Here is a 19,091-nt window from a genome sequence, read left to right on the forward strand (position 1 = left end):
TACAGTTCAAGTTACTCTCCGAGGCGGAGAGTAAAGGTTTTACGTAGCAAAAGCACTGATATCAAGAGTTCCAGTAGAAACCAAGCTACCATCTCAATTAACCAGAGAATTTACTCTGAGCCATTTGTTAAAGGTAGAATGACTTTTACAATCTTTTGAACGGAGAGGGGGGGATTCGAACCCCCGTTGGGTTTCCCCAAAACGCATTTCGAGTGCGTCACCATGAACCACTCGGACACCTCTCCAGCTATTTATTTAGACATTTGATTATGTATTCTATATTCAAATGCTGTGCAGTAATGGAAATATCACCATATTCCCTAAAGCATTATAGCATTATCGCTTTTTTTTGGGTAAAGCAATGCTCCAGGAACGCCGACAGGGTAAGAGCATCTCAATTAGGCTTGTTGACACAAGGGATGAGAAGCATATATCGATTTAATGCTTCTGGGTCTATGAACTCAAACACCTGACGGAAAGTGTCAGTTTACCCTGGCATTTACAGCCAGCTAATTTATATATATGTTGCAAAGGTTTTTTAAATGGGATAAAAAGCAGAGACACGATAGCAGATAAGATAAAAAATGATAATTTTTATACTTTTTAACTCATCATTAGTCTTGCAAATAACTATTAAATAAATCTATAAAATATAAGGGAAGTTTGTCAATTAACTTTAAATGCCCATCAAAAGTTAGAATAGCTATTGAGTTAAAGAATTAAAATCTAGACTTTGGTACTAATTTTGTTCAGGTATTATGGCAGTTTATATTAACTTATGAAACGGCGTTTATTTAGACAAAAACTAACAAGGGTAAATACTTTGTTTACCATAGCTATTTTTACTACATTGACTGCAATTAGCAGTATTTCTTGTAGTAAGAAAGACAATGTATTAGTGACAGAAATAGGAGTCAGTCAACCTAACCGTCGTTCAACTACAACGTCTATTGGTGGGGAATTCTATCTTCAAGGAAAGAATCAGCATTTAAACGGCGACTTGCAAGCTGCGATCGCTTCATATAGTAAGGCAATTAGTCAAAATTCTCAATATGGCGCTGCCTACAATGGCCGGGGACTAGCCTACTTTGATTTGGGAGACAAGGAAAAAGCGATCGCAGATTATAATCAAGCACTTCGCATCAACCCTAACGACGCTGAAGCCCACAATAACTTGGGGAATGCCCGTGCCTCACTAGGAAATAATAGAGAAGCAGTTAAAGATTACAGTGAAGCGATTCGCCTAAATCCCAACTATGCCGAAGCCTACAATAACCGAGGAAATGCTCGCTCCACCAATGGGGACAAAAGAGGGGCGCTAGATGATTTTGACCAAGCAATTCTCCTCAACCCCAAATATGCGATCGCTTATAATAACCGAGGAAATGCCCGTGCTGCTAATGGAGATCCCAAGGGTGCGATCGCAGATTACAATCAAGCCATTCGCCTCAATCCTAACTTTGCCCCTGCCTACAATAATCGGGGAAATGCCCGCGCCACTAATGGAGACAAACAGGGGGCACTTAAGGATTTACAGCAAGCAGCAAACATTTTTCAAAGTCAGGGTAATAACGACTTATACCAACAAGTGATGAATAACATCAAAGAGCTTGGACAGTAGGGAGTGGGGGATGAGGGAGCAGGGGAAGCAGGGGAAGAAATAAGCAATGAATGCGCTATTCCCAATTCCCTATTCTTCAATCAATGGACTGCGAAGGTCTTCTACCATCGCTTGAATTTCTGCTGGAGGAGGTGGCGTTAGGCGCGAAACTACTAGGGTGACAGCAAAGTTAATTAGCATACCTAAAGTGCCGATTCCTTCTGGAGAAACCCCGAAAAACCAGGGTTGCATCCCGCCAAACTTAACGCCGACAATGTAAATGATTGTAAAAATTAAACCCGTTAACATGCCGGCGATCGCACCTTCAGAATTAGTGCGCTTGTCGAAAATCCCCAGGAAAATCACGGGAAAGAAACTAGCGGCGGCTAAACCGAAGGCAAAAGCTACCACCTCACTCACAAATCCCGGCGGATTCACCCCAAAATAGCCGGCGAGGACGAGGGAAAAACCTACCATGATCCGCCCGACAAATACCCGTTTTTGTTCTGAGGCTGATGAATCTATGATCCGGTAGTAAATATCGTGGGCGATGGAACTGGAAATTACCAGCAACAAACCTGATGCTGTAGACAAAGCAGCTGCCAAACCGCCAGCCGCTACCAAGCCAATCACCCACGGAGGCAGGTTAGCTACCTCTGGGGTGGAAAGCACAATGATATCTCGGTCAATCTTGATTTCATTGGTGTCTTTATTTGGGGTTAACTGGAGACGCCCATCTTTATTTATGTCATCAAAAGCCAACAGTTTGGTTTTTTCCCACTTGGCCGCCCAATCTAGCTGCTGCACTTCTGCAATCGAATGATCGTGCAGGGAATCGATCAGGTTGTAGCGGGCAAACATGGAGAGGGCTGGAGCAGTTGTATAAAGAATGGCAATAAATAGTAGTGCCCAACCAGCAGAATAGCGAGCGGCACGCACACTTTTTACTGTGTAAAAGCGGACAATAATATGGGGTAAGCCAGCTGTGCCTACCATCAAAGCAATGGTGGTGAACAGCACATCTAGCATCGACTTGTTCACAAATGGCTCAGTATAAGGCTTAAACCCCAAGTCAACCTGGATTTTATTGAGTTTGTCAGCAATATCACTGAAGGTAAATGCTAGTTGGGGAATAGGATTACCAGTGAGAAACCAGGCGATCGCGATCGCTGGAATCAGGTACGCAAAAATCAACACGCAGTATTGTGCTACTTGTGTCCAGGTAATGCCTTTCATCCCCCCTAACACAGAGAAAAAGCCGACGATCACCATACCGATGATCACGCCTGTATTGATATCTACTTGTAGAAAGCGGCTAAAAACAATGCCCACGCCCCGCATTTGTCCAGCAACGTAGGTAAGGGAGACGAAAATGGCTGCCACTACTGCCACCAGACGAGCGATATTAGAGTAATAGCGATCGCCTACGAAATCTGGCACTGTATACTTACCAAATTTCCGTAGATAGGGAGCCAGTAATAATGCTAGCAATACATAGCCACCCGTCCACCCCATTAAATAAATAGAACCGTCGTAGCCCAAAAAAGAAATCAGCCCCGCCATTGAAATAAATGAAGCTGCCGACATCCAGTCGGCGGCGGTAGCTGCACCATTAGCAATTGAAGGTATCCCTTGACCTGCTATAAAGAAGTCTTTACTATTTTCGACTCGTGATTGCCAACCTATATAAATATAGGCGAGGAAGGAAAGTCCAACTAATACAATAGTCCAAATTTCAACTGACACGGTTTTTCCTCACTTCTTGAGATTGTATTTTTGGTCTAGCTTGTCCATTTGGAAGGCATAAATGAAAATTAAGGCCACAAATACCAGGATTGACCCTTGTTGCGCCATCCAAAAGCCAAAGGGTACGCCAAAAAACCGTATCGCATTCAAAGGTTGAACCAACAAAATACTAAAAACGAGGGAAACCAATGCCCAGACAATTAAAAGATTACGAATTAAAGCAGTATTAGCACGCCAATAAGAACGGCGCTGATCCTCATCCATCGTTGTTCATCATCATTGCGTTAGTGCATCAAAATAATATCAGTAAGCCGTTGATATCCTGCCTAATGACTGTATTAATTTTTAAGTTATTTAGTAAATAATATTTATCATTAAAGTAATAAACTCAACTAAGTAATTACTGTTTGAAAATTACCCCATAGTTGCTTGTAAAAAATGTTGTTTGATGAAGCTGAAATATTCAATAAGTAATTAGTATTGCAGTAAATTTATACACACGTTTTTTAGAATAAATCAAGTATTTACCACTAAAAAATTTACGCCTTTAAATACTAAATATTGACTTTTGATAACTATACAAGCAATTGACAATCATAAAAGTGAGTAAAGTTAATTTTAAAAAGATACGAATAAATACTATAGACTTTTACGCAGCTAATTTTATACTATATGTATAACTAGCTTATTATTACACATATATGGCATCACAAAAATGTAGTAAATATTATACAAGTATTGTTTTACTCAGCTTTGCTATGCATTGCAGTCAGTATAGATGAAAATTTATATCATCACGGTGAGAAAAATCTGATTTAAACAACCAGCATCTCCATAGATTTTTTAAGTAGTCTTGGAAACCGCGCAAAAATAAATTACCTAATTTATTTATGAGCAACCTTGATTCTCAAGCTTTCCAGTTTTGAAATTGGGTAACTTTTTCGTGCGTGTCTTCAGAAAGTACGAATTTCAGCTTCAACCATACCACCAGCCAGAATATATGTTTATCGAAACACTCATCACAGAACCGATTCATTTTTTTAGAATCATTGTAATTGTTATATTCTCTATCACTTTGCATGAACTTGCTCACGGCTGGGCTGCTATGATTCAAGGAGATGATACTCCCCAAAAAACTGGTCATCTGACGCTTAATCCTGTAGTTCACATGGGCAAAGAATCGATCATTTTTCTCTGTCTTATGGGTATAGCTTGGGGACAAATGCCCGTCAACCCCTCTAAGTTTCGCTCTGGAAAGCTAGGCAATATTTTGGTATCCGCAGCCGGGCCATTATCAAATCTGACTTTAGGAATTCTATTTATTGCGATGCTGAAATTCCTCTCTAATCCGAGTCTTTCAGGACTTTTTAGCGAGGAATTTCTTTACTTAGCAGCTCAGATAAATTTGACCTTATTTCTTTTTAATCTGCTGCCAATTCCACCACTGGATGGTTTTCATGTTTTCAGTGAAATTTTTCCTCAGCTAAAGCCACTGCAATATAGCCAATTTGGAGTTTTTGCAATGATGCTTCTATTTATAATTCCAGAATTTGGGGCGGGGATTAGTGGCATTGCTCATTTAGTTATTCAGTCTGCGCTTGGGTGAAAATCAACAGATTTTTAAGTAAAAATAGATTATTGATATAGTCATCTGATTTTATTTGTGATAATTGAAAGCCCAAAGATGCCCCGGATTTTTGAAAAGTGGGGGCATCTTATTGTTTATAAATGGTTTATGATAGACACCTTTTTGCTATAATATTCAGTCTTAGCATAGATGCTGATAATACTATTACCAACTGCAAAAAAAGTGCCTTCTTGCTCATCTTTAGAAAATTGTAAACTTGGATATTTAGCAGCAACTTCTTCTGCACTCATGGGTTTTGTTTCCATTTGCTCTGGCAAGCCTCCACTACAACCAATATAAAATATCAAGGGAGAAATTTTCTCTCGGTATATTTTTTCTACATATTGCTCTAGTTTGGTATTTGCAGTTGTCAATGCTGTAACCATTTCTTCTTTACTGATTTGCTTGCCAGTTTGTTTATCCTGCAATAACTGCACCAAACTATTAGCACCAACTTTCTTAAGAATACTTTCAACTACACCATTTTGCTCAAGCCCAAGAAAATCATCGAAAATTGGCTTCAGAAAATCATCAACTTTCGTAATCTTGGTGCGCGATGACAGTAATCTGTGCCTAATAGCGAGATTATCATTAAATGCCCTCTCAAAATTAGGCTTGATGATAATTTCTCCAGTCTCTTTGTCATAAAGACGATACATCTTATTTAGAAACTTGTTAGCAGAAGGTAACTTACTCAAGTTCAGAATATCTTGACTACCGATGTCAATTTTATAGCTCAATCTTGAATCAAGAGTAGCATTAGCTATAGCTTTATGTATGTCTGTGTATTCATTAGTTGTAGGAAAATTGACGTAAACGTTTTTGGACAAATAGTGCTTTTTAAATTCATCTAACTGTCTTGATACAAATACATCTGACTCCTTTTTTAAGTGAGCAGAAATAACACTAGTAAGGACTTTAGTTTCTGCGATTTTATTGAATAGCCCATCAATGCTGCTGTAATAACTATTAGCAGCTACAAGCGGCAAGTTATCTAAATGAATACTATATTCAGCACGAAAGTCAAAATCTTCTGCATCCAACACACCCTTTTGTTTGAGTAAATCAAAAGCTTTTTTATTGCTAATTTTGACTTGTAAGGACTTGATGTTGATTTTGCCGTCACTGACAATTGTGTAATTATTAAAGCTAGTGAGGTCATTTACTAGCAAACCTGCTACCTCAAGAGTCGGGGTTTGGTCTGCAAATTTTGTAAGTTTGACTTTACGTTTGATAAGCATATTGATAGTAGCGGTATTGCGATTAAACTGAAACTCGCCCATACCAACATACTCAGCATTATCCATATATTCAGTTTGCAACCAAGGCTGAAGCAGTTCGCCATTTTCGTTTCTTACACCTTTAACCCGCTTCATACCTGTTCTTTGATAATTTTCTTGCAGTTGCTTAATATTGACGATAATATTGTTGCGATATTGTGCAAGAATTTGAATTAGTTTCTACCAGAGAAATTTTATTATTCGTCATATTGCTACCTTCTAGATAAAGGTCAATAATTCTTGAAAGCCACAATTAATGAAGTTTATTACTCTTCCTAAATAAGCTGTTACAACCGTAAAAAGTTGAAGGGTAAATACACAATAAATTGATGCCAAAATCCTAAGATTGACATATACAAAACAACTATTGTGTATTTATAATTGCATTCACAAACTAGCTACTATGGTGTTAATTTTCTACAAACTTTGGGCATCGCCTAGTAAACTTTGCGTTGCATATTCACCCGATATCTTTCTTTTATAGTACAATTGTATCACAAAAATGCCAAACTGTGTAGGCGTAGCCCGTGCTAGATAAGCTCAAAAACAATTTAAGCTCCAGGTTTGAATTGAAGAAGGCAGTCCCTTGAAATTGTAGAAGCGATTCAAATTTCAATAGGCATTCCCAGTTTCTGACATCAGAAACTGGGAACGAGAAAAATGGGAAATTGAGCTTTTTGTAAATTTCGTCAACAGAGACTTGTGGGTACACAGTAGCCTTTTAAGGGGAGCTACTGCATTTATCCTTAATCTTTGATTACTTGAGCTACTAGCAACGCTAATGCTGCTGTACCAGCGATCGCACCCCACTGTAGAACCGGATTTTTCTCCACCCAGTCGGAAACACTAGGTATAACTAAGTGACCATAATCTCCGTTAACTCTGTCGTCTTCAGCAACTGGTTGGTAAAAATTGTTTGATGCATCTTCGGATTTCGGCTCGGAACTATGCTGTAACTTGAAGCCGATGAGCAGTAACAGTGAATCTACTAAGGGTGGTGAGATGCGCTGTAGCAAATCTAATATTTTAGCTACATCCCCAACCAAGTAGTCACGAGTTGGATGTTCGGCTACATGGAGGATGGCATCAGCTACAAGTTTAGGCTCATAGTAAGGTGGTATCCCAGCAGGCTTTACGCCTAATTTCGTCCGGCCATTGTTCCAGAAGGGACTGTTGATCACCCCTGGCTTCACACTTGTGACGCTGATAGGCAATTTTTCATGTTGCAATTCAAGGCGCATCGCTTCGATAAAACCCTCAACCCCGTGCTTGGCTGCCGAGTAAGCACTTTGGTAGGGGAGCGATCGCGTACCTTCTACTGAAGAAAAATATGGCACTGCTTTCACCCAAATAAAGGTTTTTGAGAAACTAAAAGCACTACCATACGTTTTGCTAAGGATCGTGTTATGTTTGAAATTTTTCAATTTCATCAAAAAAAACAAAAATTTCCTGCTTAAATAAATAGCATTAAAACCTTTATTGATTTCCCCCAACGGGGGATAAATATAAGCGAAGATTTAACGAACCAAGTGAAGTACGTCACGTACTAAACTATAACCAGCCAAATCCCAAAGTAGGTAAGAAACAAAGCCAATCATCGCTAAACGCCCATTCCACAACTCTTGTTGGGGATTCCACCCAATAATCCAAGCATTGCGATCGACACCGTTATAGGCTTTAGCTTCAGTAGATAATTCAATCGTTTTGTTAGTTTCAGTTGCCATTGTAAATATTCCTTAATAACTTTCCTACACCCACATCTTAGTTACTATTACGGTTGCAGTTCTCTGTCTATTGGGGAATCTGAAAGCGTCACAGGAAGTATCTGTAATACCAATAATGTGGTTAAACAAGTCGCCATTGGTAATGCCAACGTAAAGGGCGTAGGAAGCACCATCAGAGAACGCTACCTGGTTCGGATCTATAGCATAATGACTGAAAGTTTGTGCTAGTGCCCGAATAAATACAGCCTAAGAGTTTCATTGATTTAGAATAGGTGGTTTATTTAAGCCGTACTGTGCTAGTCGAATTTGAGGGAGCCAGCTGCTTTGCATTGTTTTATTTGCATCAGGTGAGTAGTATGGTTTTTTCCATGAGCGACTGGCTAACTCGCACTGTTTGAGAGAACCCGCATGCTAGGGCTTGTCGTTAGGCATTGTCTCCGCTAGCTAATCCTCAACTACTAATGCGTCATAGTAGCTCACTAAAGTATTGCTGTGACTGGATTTTAAAATTACATCCGGATTAGACAAGTGCAAAGTAGTTTATGTATAAAAAAGAGATTGCTTTGCATGATTAATCAAATTGTCACTTTAGAATCTTGTTGGCATAGTTCTGTTCCCTGGGGAAATGCCATGCCGCAATTAGCAGTTCAAATGCTCGAAAAAGTCTTCTTATCAAGCTCTGATATATCAGGCTACTGTTGTGGTGTCCAATGGGAGAGACAGGAATGGATTTACGCTATTGTCTGCTGTCGTGAAATACTCTACTTGCCTCAAGAAGAATTTTTTGGAACAAAGTTAGTGAAAAAATGCACAGTTGGTACACCAGTTTTTGAATTAGGAGATTTGGTGGAAGTTGATTTTGGTGAAAGCCCAACACGTCGTATTATTCAAGGGATTTTTAGCCTGAAAAATACTTGGCTTTATGCAGTAGAATGGCGTTCCCCAATTTTAGAAGAAATCACATTAAATCAAAGTAGAATTATCTGGCTTGCGGATGTCGATTTAGCAAAAGTGAATGTATGACTATTAACTTATCCTAATCCATGAGTTAAACAGGAAAAAAATGTCAAGCAAGGCAAGAATTTTTAATTATTGACTTTTGATAATTGGTTCGCACAACTTGAGAAACCATTAGCTGCAAGTGGCTCCATGTCCGGTTATGAAAAATAAAAAAGAGCAGTTATGGTGACAGAGTTGCTTACTTTAAGAAGAATGCCCCTCAAGGAGATGATGCAACGCTATCGCCTTGAGGAGCAAAACTTGTCAATTCAGTTATTCCTATACTTTTGGCTGCCCAGAATAGGAATTATCTAGGATTAATATGACGTCTAGTCCCCCATCCTGGATTGACAATAGCGGCTAAATCTTCATCAGACAATTTGTCGATCTCACTGTCTAGTTCTTCGGCGGTGAAGTCATAGCCACGCTCTTGAGCTATCTTGATAAAGCTTTTTGGATCAGCTGTTGCTTTAAGCTTTTCCTGTAATGCTTGATCTTGTTTTACGGCTTGAAAAAGTCGGGCAGCATTTTGCTGTGTCATGATAATCCATCTCCTATTTGAAATCTCAGGTTTGAAGATAGTAATTTAATTACTAAGCATTCACTAACTTCTGTAAACAATTTTTAGATAAAGCATCTATTTTCGATCTTAAAACAAAGAATAAAAATGTGTTGATTTTGACAAGAAAATATAACTTTTAGACTAATTTTTGTTGCTTTTTTATAAAACTCAACCCTAAGATAGTGGCAATAATGCATCCAAGCTTTCAGAGTCAATAAATATCTCCGAAAAAGAATGTAGAGACGTAGCAGTGCTACGTCTCTACAAGGGTTCTGGTTAACGCATATTTAATTTCTGGAGATGTCTAATAAATACATTTTATGTATGAGCTTCTCTCTGCCCCTTCCCACTCTTGGAAAATTAGCAAATGGACAGTAGTGAATTAGCCGAATTTTCAATCTTTATGCTGACCAGACACAATGCTAAATCTAAAAACCCTGTTATAGCTTGACTTGACACCTACTAATAAAATACAATCTTAGATTGTCTGTCTAATTCCTGCTCGGATCAGGTGGACATACTACAAAGGCTGGCAAAAACGTCTCCATAAGAGATAAAAAACAGCTACCTGTACGGCAACCTCAAGGACAATTCCATGACCTACGCAATTATTGAAACTGGCGGTAAACAAATACGAGTAGAGCCAGGGCGGTTTTACGATATTGAACTGCTTGCGATCGAACCAGATGAAAAAGTTACAATAGACTCCGTATTACTCGTGCAGCACGATGGCGAAGTCAGTATTGGACAGCCACTAGTGACAGGTGCAACTGTAGAAGGGACTGTAATGCGGCATTACAGAGGTCGTAAAGTTCTGGTATACAAGATGAAGCCCAAAAAGAAAACCCGCAAAAAGCGGGGGCATCGTCAGGAAATTACTAGACTTATGATTGACTCCATCACCCTTAATGGTGCAGTATTTGTAGCCCAAGGTGAAACGGAGAAGGAAACTCCCGTTTTAGATGAGACCCCTGCCGAAGAAGTTGAAACCGCTGCTGAATAATAAAAAGAAGTAGATACACAAGAGGAAATCATGGCTCATAAGAAAGGAACAGGTAGTACACGCAATGGTCGTGATTCTAATGCCCAACGTCTGGGTGTTAAGCGTTATGGTGGTCAAGTTGTACGTGCAGGAAACATTCTTGTGCGTCAGCGCGGTACCAAATTTCACCCTGGTAACAACGTCGGTATTGGTAGCGATGACACTTTGTTTGCCTTAATCGACGGTGTTGTAATGTTTGAGAGAAAGGGCAAAACCCGTAAAAAAGTTAGTGTTTATTTACCCCTAACTGCTACTGAGGCAACCCCTGCTGAGGCAGTAGCAAGTTAGAGTGTTAGGGTGGGTAAGAGTGCCCACCCTAATCACTAGTTGGCGCTGACTTTGATGGTCAGATTTTCCTGTAGAGGTAATATGAGTCTGATTCTTCCCAAACGCACCCTATCCCGTCGCCGATTACTGCAAGTATCTGGACTTTCGGGGGTAGGCTTTCTTTTAGGTGGCTGTGGGACAAATTTGTTCTCAGATAATCTGCGGCAAATATCTGAGCCACTAAATCAAAGTCTTGAAGCACTCCTGCTAAGTCAAAAACCAGTACCGGAATTTCCTGTTAGTGCCATAGAACCAGACAAATTGCTCATTAATACCTTTGACTTCACTCCGCAAATTGATCCAGCGCAGTTTCGCTTGAAGATTGATGGCGAGGTTAGTAACGTGATGCAATTGAGTATGGCAGATATTCAAAAACTTCCCCTGACTTCAATGGTAATTCGTCATGTGTGTGTTGAAGGTTGGGCTGCGATCGCTCAATGGGGAGGCGTGCGATTACGAGACTTAGTAGCGCTGGTACAGCCGAAGTCAAACGTGCGCTATGTCTACTTTCAATCTGCTGATGGCTACTATGAAAGCTGGGATCTTGCCTCTGCCATACATCCCCAAACTCTCATGGCTTATCAAAAGAATGGGCAACCTTTATCAGTTGATAATGGTGCGCCTATACGTCTAGCATCCCCAATTAAATTGGGCTACAAGCAAAGCAAGTGGGTAACTCAAATTACATTCGTCAGCAATTTGTTACCTACTAAAGGCTATTGGGAGGATCAGGGCTATGAGTGGTTTGCAGGGCTATAAGGCGGGCAAAAAGCTAATCTATATGGGCAACCTCTGACTCCAGGAAGGTTTATTTGTGTTTAATTCTCACACCAAGATGCAAAAGAATACATATCTGCCGGTGGAAAATTAACAAAAAAAATACTAGTAAACTGAATTATGTTGAAAACTCTTGATAAGACCTCCCGATTGGCGTCGGGAGGTTTTTTTATGCTTAATTATCTTATCAAAAAACTTGACACTTAAGGTTCGTGGAGTATCGCTTTACCAAAAAAAACACTTACCCGTCAAGGAAGTATAGGTAAGTAATGGGCGTAAATAAATATAATATGTTCCGTCATTGCAAGTGAAGCGAAGCAATCGCAAAGTCTCTGGGATTGCTTCGCTTCACTTGCAATGACATCTTATATTTAATCATGCCTACCTACTTAGTTCATTCATCCTCGATTTCACTCTCTTGAGTTTTGGAACTTAGTCGCCAAGATGTGCTTTTGTCAATATATACAGATAGTTGTTCCAAATTTTGTCCTAAATCTTTTTGCAGTTTCTGAGTTAGTGTGATTGGAAAATCTAAATTTATATTTTGAGCTTGTGCTAGCCTTGCCAATTCTGTAAAACTAGCTTTGACTGTAGTTCGCTCATAACTAGTTAGTTTATAATAAGGAGTTTCCGATATATTTTGAGCTTGCATAGTTTTTTTGATGCGTTCTTGTAAATGTTCAAATTCTGAATTCAACAACTTATATTGTTGCTCAAGTTGTGAACATTTGGTAGTTAGTGATATTAAGTCTTCCGTTATGGGTTCTGGGTTAGCTTGGGCTTGTAGCGCTAACAAATTTAAGTGAATTTGAGCAAGATAAATACAATCTAAGTAAGCATACTCTATCTGTTCTTCAGCTAAAGGGCGTTTTCCCCAATCGCTTTTTTGTTCTTGTTTATCGATATTGTTAAAGCTACAAAGTTCAGTGGCTATGGTTTTGAGTTGGTAGTTGGGTAATGGCAAAAGATAGTAAGGGATTTTTTTGACCATTTCCAAAGTGCAAGTAATATTTTTAGATTTTTTGTTACCGAGAAATTTTAAATCATAACTGGCGTTGTGAAAAACTTTTTCAATGGCAGATTCCATCATAATTTTTTCGATAAATTCAGCTATAATTATAGGCTGATCTAAGACATCTAAAAGATAGACGCGATCGCCACTCATATCTTGAGGATTATCTAATACCTGAATCAGCGATAATCGGGGATTACGAGTTTTGTAGTCAGCTACTTCTGTATCTATCCACAGCGTTTTGGCATTGGTATATTCAGCAACAATAGCGCTAATTTTACTAGCGGAACTAAGGTAGGGCATTGGCTAATATTTCCTGATATTTAGAGATTGTAAGTAAGCCATAGTTTTCTAAAGTAACATTTTGTTAGTAATTTTGCTGGAACAGGATTACAAAAATGTTGAAGTTCTGAATTTGTCATAAACATCGCCAAAGCGAATCAAATCTGATAACATCAATTCACCACTGTGGCGTGGGATAGTCTATCATTGAAAGAGCTACTCAGCATCTACATTAAATTCATAGAGAGTACAGGCTGTATGCAGAGGCATCCTAGTTAGCAGTCGTCAAGAAAATTGAATTGGCATTTCTCAAAACTGGCCACAAAATCTTAGCTTCAAGAAATCGCCCAAATTTCAATTTTCAGGAACCTGAGCTATTGCTTAGGAACTTTTGCTACTTCACATTTAATTGTTTTTTAAAATTTGCTCCTCACCAGGACAGACACCTCAATTAATCGCTTCAAGTACTCAATTCGGAGATAGATAATGAAAAAGCTAATTCTATTACTAGTTAGTAGTGTGTTGGTAGTTGGTACTTTTGGCTGCCAAGAGACTCCCAAAACTGGTTCAGAAACTCCTAGCACTACTAATGAAGCCGCTCAAGCACCAGCAAAACCAGCTTCGCAGATAAATCAAACTGCTAAAGTTCCAGGGATAGAAACGACTCCTTTAGCGGCTAGTACAGGTACTAAAGTTAATATTCATTCTGAAAAAACGACAACAAAAGTTGAGAGCAACTTAAAAGCTGAAGTTAGCAAAAAGTTGAATAAAGGCTTACCAGGCAATAAGTTACAAGTTGAAAACAAAGAGGCTGAAATCATCCTCAAAGGTACAGCAGCTTCTCAAGAAGAACTCAAAAAAGCTGAAACTTTAGCTAAAGAAGTTCAGGGTGTAAAGATGGTGAAGGTGGAAGCAAAAGTTGAAGCTGTGAAAAATCCATAAAAGAATAACTGAGTCTTCCAGTTAACATCGGCATAAAAGCTAAACAGGACTTACACAGATGTAAGTCCTGTTTTTTATTTGCTCAAATAAGATAACACCACTCTCAATACTGCTCAGTTAAGGAAAAAGGGGAGTAAAACCAAGAGAAAAGTGTTCGCGGTTTATTTACGAGAACAATAAAAATTGAGAGACTTAGTTTTTCTCTTTGAGACTATCGTACAAGTCCACCCAATTTTGTCGAAGAGAATCAATGCATGATTGTAAGTAATCAACTTGGGATGGGCATAACTGCATCAACGTGAGCAGGACTTCCAGCCTTGCCTAAATGCTTGTATTTACTCAATTTGTTGGGTTGAGCGGTGGGAAAAATTGGGTGGTTAGCGTGTAACTTGTAGTACCAATAAACTCCTTGTTTACCCCGTGCTTGGTAACGGGAAACGCAGCAACCAGGTGGTGCTATTTCCCCACCAGCCTTGATTTGTTGAATCATGAGTTGCAAAGTCGCAATGGCTTGTTGCAGTAGTTCTGCTCTGGAAATCAAATCATTTTCTTTCGTAGACATAATGAAGAAAAGAGGATATTAACGCTCCCCAGATGAAAGTAATCATAAAAATCGTGTTCTCGATAGTATTTCGAGAACACAATCCCTTTAATATATTATGAAGTGACAACTAAAATTCCACCATCACTTTTGTTTTTAGTATATGTCACTGGTAAATTTTCAGGTACATATCCGGCTTTTCCAAAAGCTAGATTAGTGGTTTTAATAGAAGCAGGCACTCATTTAATTATAGATGCATTAATAACTCCCTATCGCATGGGAGAAAGAAGAAGTGCTTTAAAACTATTACGCAGTATTGACTCTAGTATGTTATTAATGTGGGACAGAGGATTACATTCTTTCAAGATGGTTAATGCCATCATTAAACAAAAAGGTCATTTCCTTGGTCGTCTCCCAGCCCATGCAAAATTTGAAGTGGTGAAACTGTTTCCAGATGGCTCCTATAAATCATGGATTGTACCTGATGGGGAGTCGAAAAGGAAGGGTGCAACCCGAATTCCTGTCCGCATCATTGAATATATTATTGAAGAAAATGGTACTCCAAAAACTTACCGTTTGATTACGAATTTAATGGATACTGCTAAATTTCCGGCTTTGCTATTAGCATCAGAATATCATCAAAGATGGGAAGTAGAGAATACTTTAGATGAGTTGAAAATCCATCTGAATGGACGAAAAATACCTATCCGTTCTAAGAATCCTCGTGAAGTAGTCCAAGAAATTTATGGGTGGTTGTTAGGACATTATTGCCTACGGTGTTTAATGTTTCAAAGTGCCACTTTGAAAAATATTTCTCCATTAAAGTTAAGTTTTATTGGGAGTTTACGAGTTGTTCGACGTGCAATTCCTGAGTTTCAACGTCAGATAAATAATCTACTGGATATCAATACATATTATAGTTGGTTAATTGCCGAAATCTCCGATTTAGAAATCCCTTTACGACAACATAGAAGTAATCCAAGAGTAGTCAAGAAAGCCCGCTCTAAGTTTAAGAGTAAAAAACGAAGTCATCGAAATAATGGTTCTCCCCGACAAAAACTATCTTTTCAAATTTTTAGACAGGCCAGTTGAATATATCCATTTTGAACTTCTAAGTTTTTCATCCTCAATTTATAGCTCCACGGTTTAAAGATATTCTCATCAATTAACAATTAAGTTTTTTGAGTGTGCCAATAGTAAGGTATAAGCAACTTTTTTCGCTTTTTTGTTCTCGTAATATATACGCGAACAAAATATCTTTTCGGATTTTTCTTAACATTCAACACTTTTGTGATCCAAGTTTTTACTTTCAAACTCTTCTATTTGGTAATTCATTTTTTTGATAATTTTACTTAATTCCGACTAATTTTCCCATCTTTTTTCCGGCATTTACTATCAATACCATGAGAATTTCAAACAGTTGGTATTTTCAATATACTGCTTGTATTAATTACTAAGTGGCTTATGTATTCATACTTGCAATAAATCTGTATTATTTATTACTAGTGCATATATTGCAAAATGAAGTGCGGAATGTGGGATTCAACAATGGCTACCGACAACACATCCAAAACCTGCTAACAGGACGCGCCAAACTTGTGTAGGATGATCGCATCCAAGCCCAAACTATTTTCGATACCGAACGCAACCACTACCAACTAGTCTACGTTGGTTGGCGCGGCTCAAAGCGACTGTATAGCACTGTCCTTCACTTAGACATCATCGATAGCAAAATTTGGATTCAACAACATGGTATTGAGGTTGGGATTACAAACCAGTTAGTTGAACTCGGTGTCCCCAAAGAAGACATTGTTTTAGGGTTCGATCCTCCAAAAATGCGATATTACCCGACTTTGCAGTAGAATGATTCACCTCATTATCTTTAAAGTACAATCCTCATACTCAAATCCAGCCACCTTGACTGAGTAATCGGCGCACTGCTAGAAATATAGTCAACACCAGTTTCCGCCACAGCGCGAATCGTTTCCAAAGTCACATTCCCCGAAGCTTCAATTTTCACACGCCTATTCTGTTGGCGAATCAACTGCACCGCCTGACGCATCATATCCAAAGGCATATTATCCAACATAATAATGTCAGCCTTATGCTGCAAAGCTTCTTTCACCTGCTCTAAACTTTCCGTTTCTACCTCTATAGTCAAGGGATAAGGAATCTGAGAACGAATACGGGTAATAGCTTCTCCAATTCCCCCAGCTGCAGCAATGTGATTATCCTTAATCATCACCGCATCATCCAACCCCATGCGGTGATTAATCGCCCCACCCAATGCAGTCGCGTACTTTTCCAACAGTCTCAGCCCTGGCGTAGTTTTACGCGTATCCACCAACTGAGCAGGTAAATCACCAATTTTCTCTACATATATATTAGTCAGCGTCGCAATCCCACTCAACCGCATAGCCAAATTAAGCGCGACCCGTTCCCCCATCAACAGTGCATCCAGTGAACCATGAATTTCAGCTACTACCTGTCCCGACTCACACCATGCACCCTCAGCTGCAACTGCCACAAAACTGACTTTTTCATTCAAAATCTGAAATACCCTAGCAGCGACTGGTAAACCAGCAATTATCCCAGAAGCTTTAGCAATCCATTTAGCCGAGCCTAACGTCACATCTTCTACTAGTAGCGTATTTGTTGTGCGATCGCCCCTGCCAATATCCTCTATCAACCAGCCACGCAACAGAGGATCTAAAACCAGCCAGGGAGGCAAAACAGCAGAATAGCTCACAGATTTAGATTCTTCCTAAGAGACTTCAGCAATACTATAGCCTAAACTCCTTGCGCTTCAAGGCTTTGATAGTGATGTAGAAACAATCCAAAGAAATTTTGGAAAAATAGTTGACACAATGAATTGGGTTCGCTATATTGAATAAGTGCTTGAAGCGGAGCGCGAAAGAGCGACGCATAAAAGACACCGAACCTTGAAAATATTATAGTTTGAAAGCGATTATACAGCAAGTGTATTGCGTCAAGCAAATAAAAATAACTAAGCTGAAGTTAAAAAAGAGCAGCTAAATGAGCTTATAGAGCTTTCCAAATTAAAACGGAGAGTTTGATCCTGGCTCAGGATGAACGCTGGCGGTATGCTTAACACATGCAAGTCGAACGGTGCTTTAGGGCACAGTGGCGGACGGGTGAGTAACGCGTGAGAATCTGGCTCTAGGTCTGGGACAACCACTGGAAACGGTGGCTAATACCGGATGTGCCGAGAGGTGAAAGGTTAACTGCCTAGAGATGAGCTCGCGTCTGATTAGCTAGTTGGAAGTGTAATGGACTCCCAAGGCGACGATCAGTAGCTGGTCTGAGAGGACGATCAGCCACACTGGGACTGAGACACGGCCCAGACTCCTACGGGAGGCAGCAGTGGGGAATTTTCCGCAATGGGCGAAAGCCTGACGGAGCAATACCGCGTGAGGGAGGAAGGCTCTTGGGTCGTAAACCTCTTTTCTCAGGGAAGAACACAATGACGGTACCTGAGGAATAAGCATCGGCTAACTCCGTGCCAGCAGCCGCGGTAATACGGAGGATGCAAGCGTTATCCGGAATGATTGGGCGTAAAGCGTCCGCAGGTGGCAATGTAAGTCTGCTGTTAAAGAGTGAGGCTCAACCTCATAAGAGCAGTGGAAACTACATAGCTAGAGTACGTTCGGGGCAGAGGGAATTCCTGGTGTAGCGGTGAAATGCGTAGAGATCAGGAAGAACACCGGTGGCGAAGGCGCTCTGCTAGGCCGTAACTGACACTGAGGGACGAAAGCTAGGGGAGCGAATGGGATTAGATACCCCAGTAGTCCTAGCCGTAAACGATGGATACTAGGCGTGGCTTGTATCGACCCGAGCCGTGCCGTAGCTAACGCGTTAAGTATCCCGCCTGGGGAGTACGCCGGCAACGGTGAAACTCAAAGGAATTGACGGGGGCCCGCACAAGCGGTGGAGTATGTGGTTTAATTCGATGCAACGCGAAGAACCTTACCAAGGCTTGACATGTCGCGAATCTTGATGAAAGTTGAGAGTGCCTTCGGGAGCGCGAACACAGGTGGTGCATGGCTGTCGTCAGCTCGTGTCGTGAGATGTTGGGTTAAGTCCCGCAACGAGCGCAACCCTCGTTTTTAGTTGCCAGCATTAAGTTGGGCACTCTAGAGAGACTGCCGGTGACAAACCGGAGGAAGGTGGGGATGACGTCAAGTCAGCATGCCCCTTACGCCTTGGGCTACACACGTACTACAATGCTCCGGACAGAGGGCAGCAAGCATGCGAATGCAAGCAAATCCCGTAAACCGGAGCTCAGTTCAGATCGCAGGCTGCAACTCGCCTGCGTGAAGGAGGAATCGCTAGTAATTGCAGGTCAGCATACTGCAGTGAATTCGTTCCCGGGCCTTGTACACACCGCCCGTCACACCATGGAAGCTGGTAGTGCCCGAAGTCATTACTCCAACCTTTCGGGGGGGAGGATGCCTAAGGCAGGACTGGTGACTGGGGTGAAGTCGTAACAAGGTAGCCGTACCGGAAGGTGTGGCTGGATCACCTCCTTTTTAGGGAGACCTACACCCCTTACATATCGAAAAGCATACAGCTATATAGATAGTAAGTTGGTCATTCCTTAGGTCGGTCG

At 40.3% G+C, this 19,091-nt stretch carries 17 protein-coding genes, 1 tRNA gene, 1 rRNA gene and 2 pseudogenes; 10 read left to right on the forward strand and 11 right to left on the reverse strand.

The window, feature by feature from the left end; genetic code table 11:
• Positions 1–160: 160 nt before the first annotated feature.
• Positions 161–245: transfer RNA gene (locus ANSO36C_RS19975), tRNA-Ser, on the reverse strand.
• Positions 246–778: 533 nt separating this feature from the next.
• On the opposite strand from ANSO36C_RS19975, the gene ANSO36C_RS19980 reads away from it, so the two are divergent.
• Positions 779–1,621 (forward strand): tetratricopeptide repeat protein, encoded by an 843-nt coding sequence (locus tag ANSO36C_RS19980; RefSeq protein ID WP_251955926.1) that lies wholly within the window; start codon positions 779–781, stop codon positions 1,619–1,621.
• Positions 1,622–1,690: 69 nt separating this feature from the next.
• On the opposite strand, the gene ANSO36C_RS19985 is transcribed toward ANSO36C_RS19980, so the two are convergent.
• Positions 1,691–3,346, reverse strand: coding sequence for a sodium:solute symporter family protein (locus ANSO36C_RS19985; protein ID WP_251955927.1), 1,656 nt, complete (start codon positions 3,344–3,346; stop codon positions 1,691–1,693).
• A gap of 9 nt (positions 3,347–3,355) precedes the next feature.
• Positions 3,356–3,610, reverse strand: coding sequence for a DUF4212 domain-containing protein (locus ANSO36C_RS19990; protein ID WP_190942616.1), 255 nt, complete (start codon positions 3,608–3,610; stop codon positions 3,356–3,358).
• Positions 3,611–4,346: 736 nt separating this feature from the next.
• Between ANSO36C_RS19990 and ANSO36C_RS19995 the strand changes: the two genes are divergently transcribed.
• Positions 4,347–4,952, forward strand: a complete 606-nt coding sequence (locus tag ANSO36C_RS19995; protein WP_251955928.1) for a site-2 protease family protein — start codon at positions 4,347–4,349, stop codon at positions 4,950–4,952.
• A gap of 116 nt (positions 4,953–5,068) precedes the next feature.
• Here the strand turns inward: ANSO36C_RS19995 and ANSO36C_RS20000 are convergent, their stop codons facing one another.
• From ANSO36C_RS20000 to ANSO36C_RS33930, 4 genes and pseudogenes are all read right to left on the reverse strand, one after another.
• Positions 5,069–6,349, reverse strand: coding sequence for a hypothetical protein (locus ANSO36C_RS20000; protein WP_251955930.1), 1,281 nt, complete (start codon positions 6,347–6,349; stop codon positions 5,069–5,071).
• 650 nt (positions 6,350–6,999) lie between these two features.
• Positions 7,000–7,593: pseudogene (locus tag ANSO36C_RS20005) on the reverse strand (SDR family NAD(P)-dependent oxidoreductase); the annotation flags it as partial.
• Positions 7,594–7,770: 177 nt separating this feature from the next.
• Positions 7,771–7,977 (reverse strand): high light inducible protein, encoded by a 207-nt coding sequence (locus tag ANSO36C_RS20010; protein WP_190913396.1) that lies wholly within the window; start codon positions 7,975–7,977, stop codon positions 7,771–7,773.
• A 47-nt stretch (positions 7,978–8,024) separates the two neighbouring features.
• A complete protein-coding gene (locus ANSO36C_RS33930; protein WP_267145327.1) occupies positions 8,025–8,150 on the reverse strand; it encodes a hypothetical protein in 126 nt (41 codons plus the stop codon).
• 355 nt (positions 8,151–8,505) lie between these two features.
• On the opposite strand from ANSO36C_RS33930, the gene ANSO36C_RS20015 reads away from it, so the two are divergent.
• On the forward strand, positions 8,506–9,000 hold the full coding sequence (locus ANSO36C_RS20015; RefSeq protein ID WP_251955931.1) for a DUF1392 domain-containing protein: 495 nt from the start codon (positions 8,506–8,508) through the stop codon (positions 8,998–9,000).
• A gap of 283 nt (positions 9,001–9,283) precedes the next feature.
• Here ANSO36C_RS20015 and ANSO36C_RS20020 read toward each other — a convergent pair whose 3' ends face one another.
• Entirely contained in the window at positions 9,284–9,517 is a 234-nt protein-coding gene (locus ANSO36C_RS20020; RefSeq protein WP_251955932.1) for a Nif11-like leader peptide family natural product precursor, read from the reverse strand.
• 616 nt (positions 9,518–10,133) lie between these two features.
• Here ANSO36C_RS20020 and rplU point away from each other — a divergent pair.
• The 3 genes from rplU (at position 10,134) to ANSO36C_RS20035 (ending at position 11,666) form a co-directional block, all read left to right on the forward strand.
• Positions 10,134–10,541 carry a 50S ribosomal protein L21 gene (gene rplU / locus ANSO36C_RS20025; protein ID WP_251955933.1) on the forward strand — a complete coding sequence of 136 codons (408 nt, stop codon included), beginning with the start codon at positions 10,134–10,136 and terminating at the stop codon, positions 10,539–10,541.
• 30 nt (positions 10,542–10,571) lie between these two features.
• Positions 10,572–10,868: a 50S ribosomal protein L27 gene (gene rpmA / locus ANSO36C_RS20030; protein ID WP_251955934.1), complete on the forward strand. Its 297-nt coding sequence runs from the start codon at positions 10,572–10,574 to the stop codon at positions 10,866–10,868.
• An 81-nt stretch (positions 10,869–10,949) separates the two neighbouring features.
• Positions 10,950–11,666, forward strand: coding sequence for a molybdopterin-dependent oxidoreductase (locus ANSO36C_RS20035; RefSeq protein ID WP_251955935.1), 717 nt, complete (start codon positions 10,950–10,952; stop codon positions 11,664–11,666).
• Positions 11,667–12,078: 412 nt separating this feature from the next.
• Here the strand turns inward: ANSO36C_RS20035 and ANSO36C_RS20040 are convergent, their stop codons facing one another.
• Complete coding sequence (locus tag ANSO36C_RS20040; RefSeq protein WP_251955936.1) at positions 12,079–12,999, reverse strand: ribonuclease D; 921 nt, start codon at positions 12,997–12,999, stop codon at positions 12,079–12,081.
• 465 nt (positions 13,000–13,464) lie between these two features.
• Between ANSO36C_RS20040 and ANSO36C_RS20045 the strand changes: the two genes are divergently transcribed.
• Entirely contained in the window at positions 13,465–13,920 is a 456-nt protein-coding gene (locus tag ANSO36C_RS20045; protein WP_251955937.1) for a BON domain-containing protein, read from the forward strand.
• 268 nt (positions 13,921–14,188) lie between these two features.
• Here ANSO36C_RS20045 and ANSO36C_RS20050 read toward each other — a convergent pair whose 3' ends face one another.
• Positions 14,189–14,482: a PH domain-containing protein gene (locus tag ANSO36C_RS20050; RefSeq protein ID WP_251955938.1), complete on the reverse strand. Its 294-nt coding sequence runs from the start codon at positions 14,480–14,482 to the stop codon at positions 14,189–14,191.
• 150 nt (positions 14,483–14,632) lie between these two features.
• On the opposite strand from ANSO36C_RS20050, the pseudogene ANSO36C_RS20055 reads away from it, so the two are divergent.
• Positions 14,633–15,553: pseudogene (locus ANSO36C_RS20055) on the forward strand (IS4 family transposase); the annotation flags it as partial.
• 536 nt (positions 15,554–16,089) lie between these two features.
• Entirely contained in the window at positions 16,090–16,323 is a 234-nt protein-coding gene (locus ANSO36C_RS20060; RefSeq protein WP_410174717.1) for a XisI protein, read from the forward strand.
• A gap of 20 nt (positions 16,324–16,343) precedes the next feature.
• On the opposite strand, the gene nadC is transcribed toward ANSO36C_RS20060, so the two are convergent.
• The gene (gene nadC / locus ANSO36C_RS20065) at positions 16,344–17,210 is read right to left on the reverse strand and encodes a carboxylating nicotinate-nucleotide diphosphorylase (RefSeq protein WP_251955939.1); all 867 of its coding nucleotides are present in this window, start codon (positions 17,208–17,210) and stop codon (positions 16,344–16,346) included.
• 312 nt (positions 17,211–17,522) lie between these two features.
• Between nadC and ANSO36C_RS20070 the strand changes: the two genes are divergently transcribed.
• A 16S ribosomal RNA gene (locus tag ANSO36C_RS20070) occupies positions 17,523–19,011 on the forward strand.
• The last annotated feature ends 80 nt before the right edge of the window (positions 19,012–19,091 follow it).

This window comes from Nostoc cf. commune SO-36 (assembly GCF_023734775.1).
GTDB classification, from domain to species: Bacteria; Cyanobacteriota; Cyanobacteriia; order Cyanobacteriales; family Nostocaceae; genus Nostoc; species Nostoc commune_A.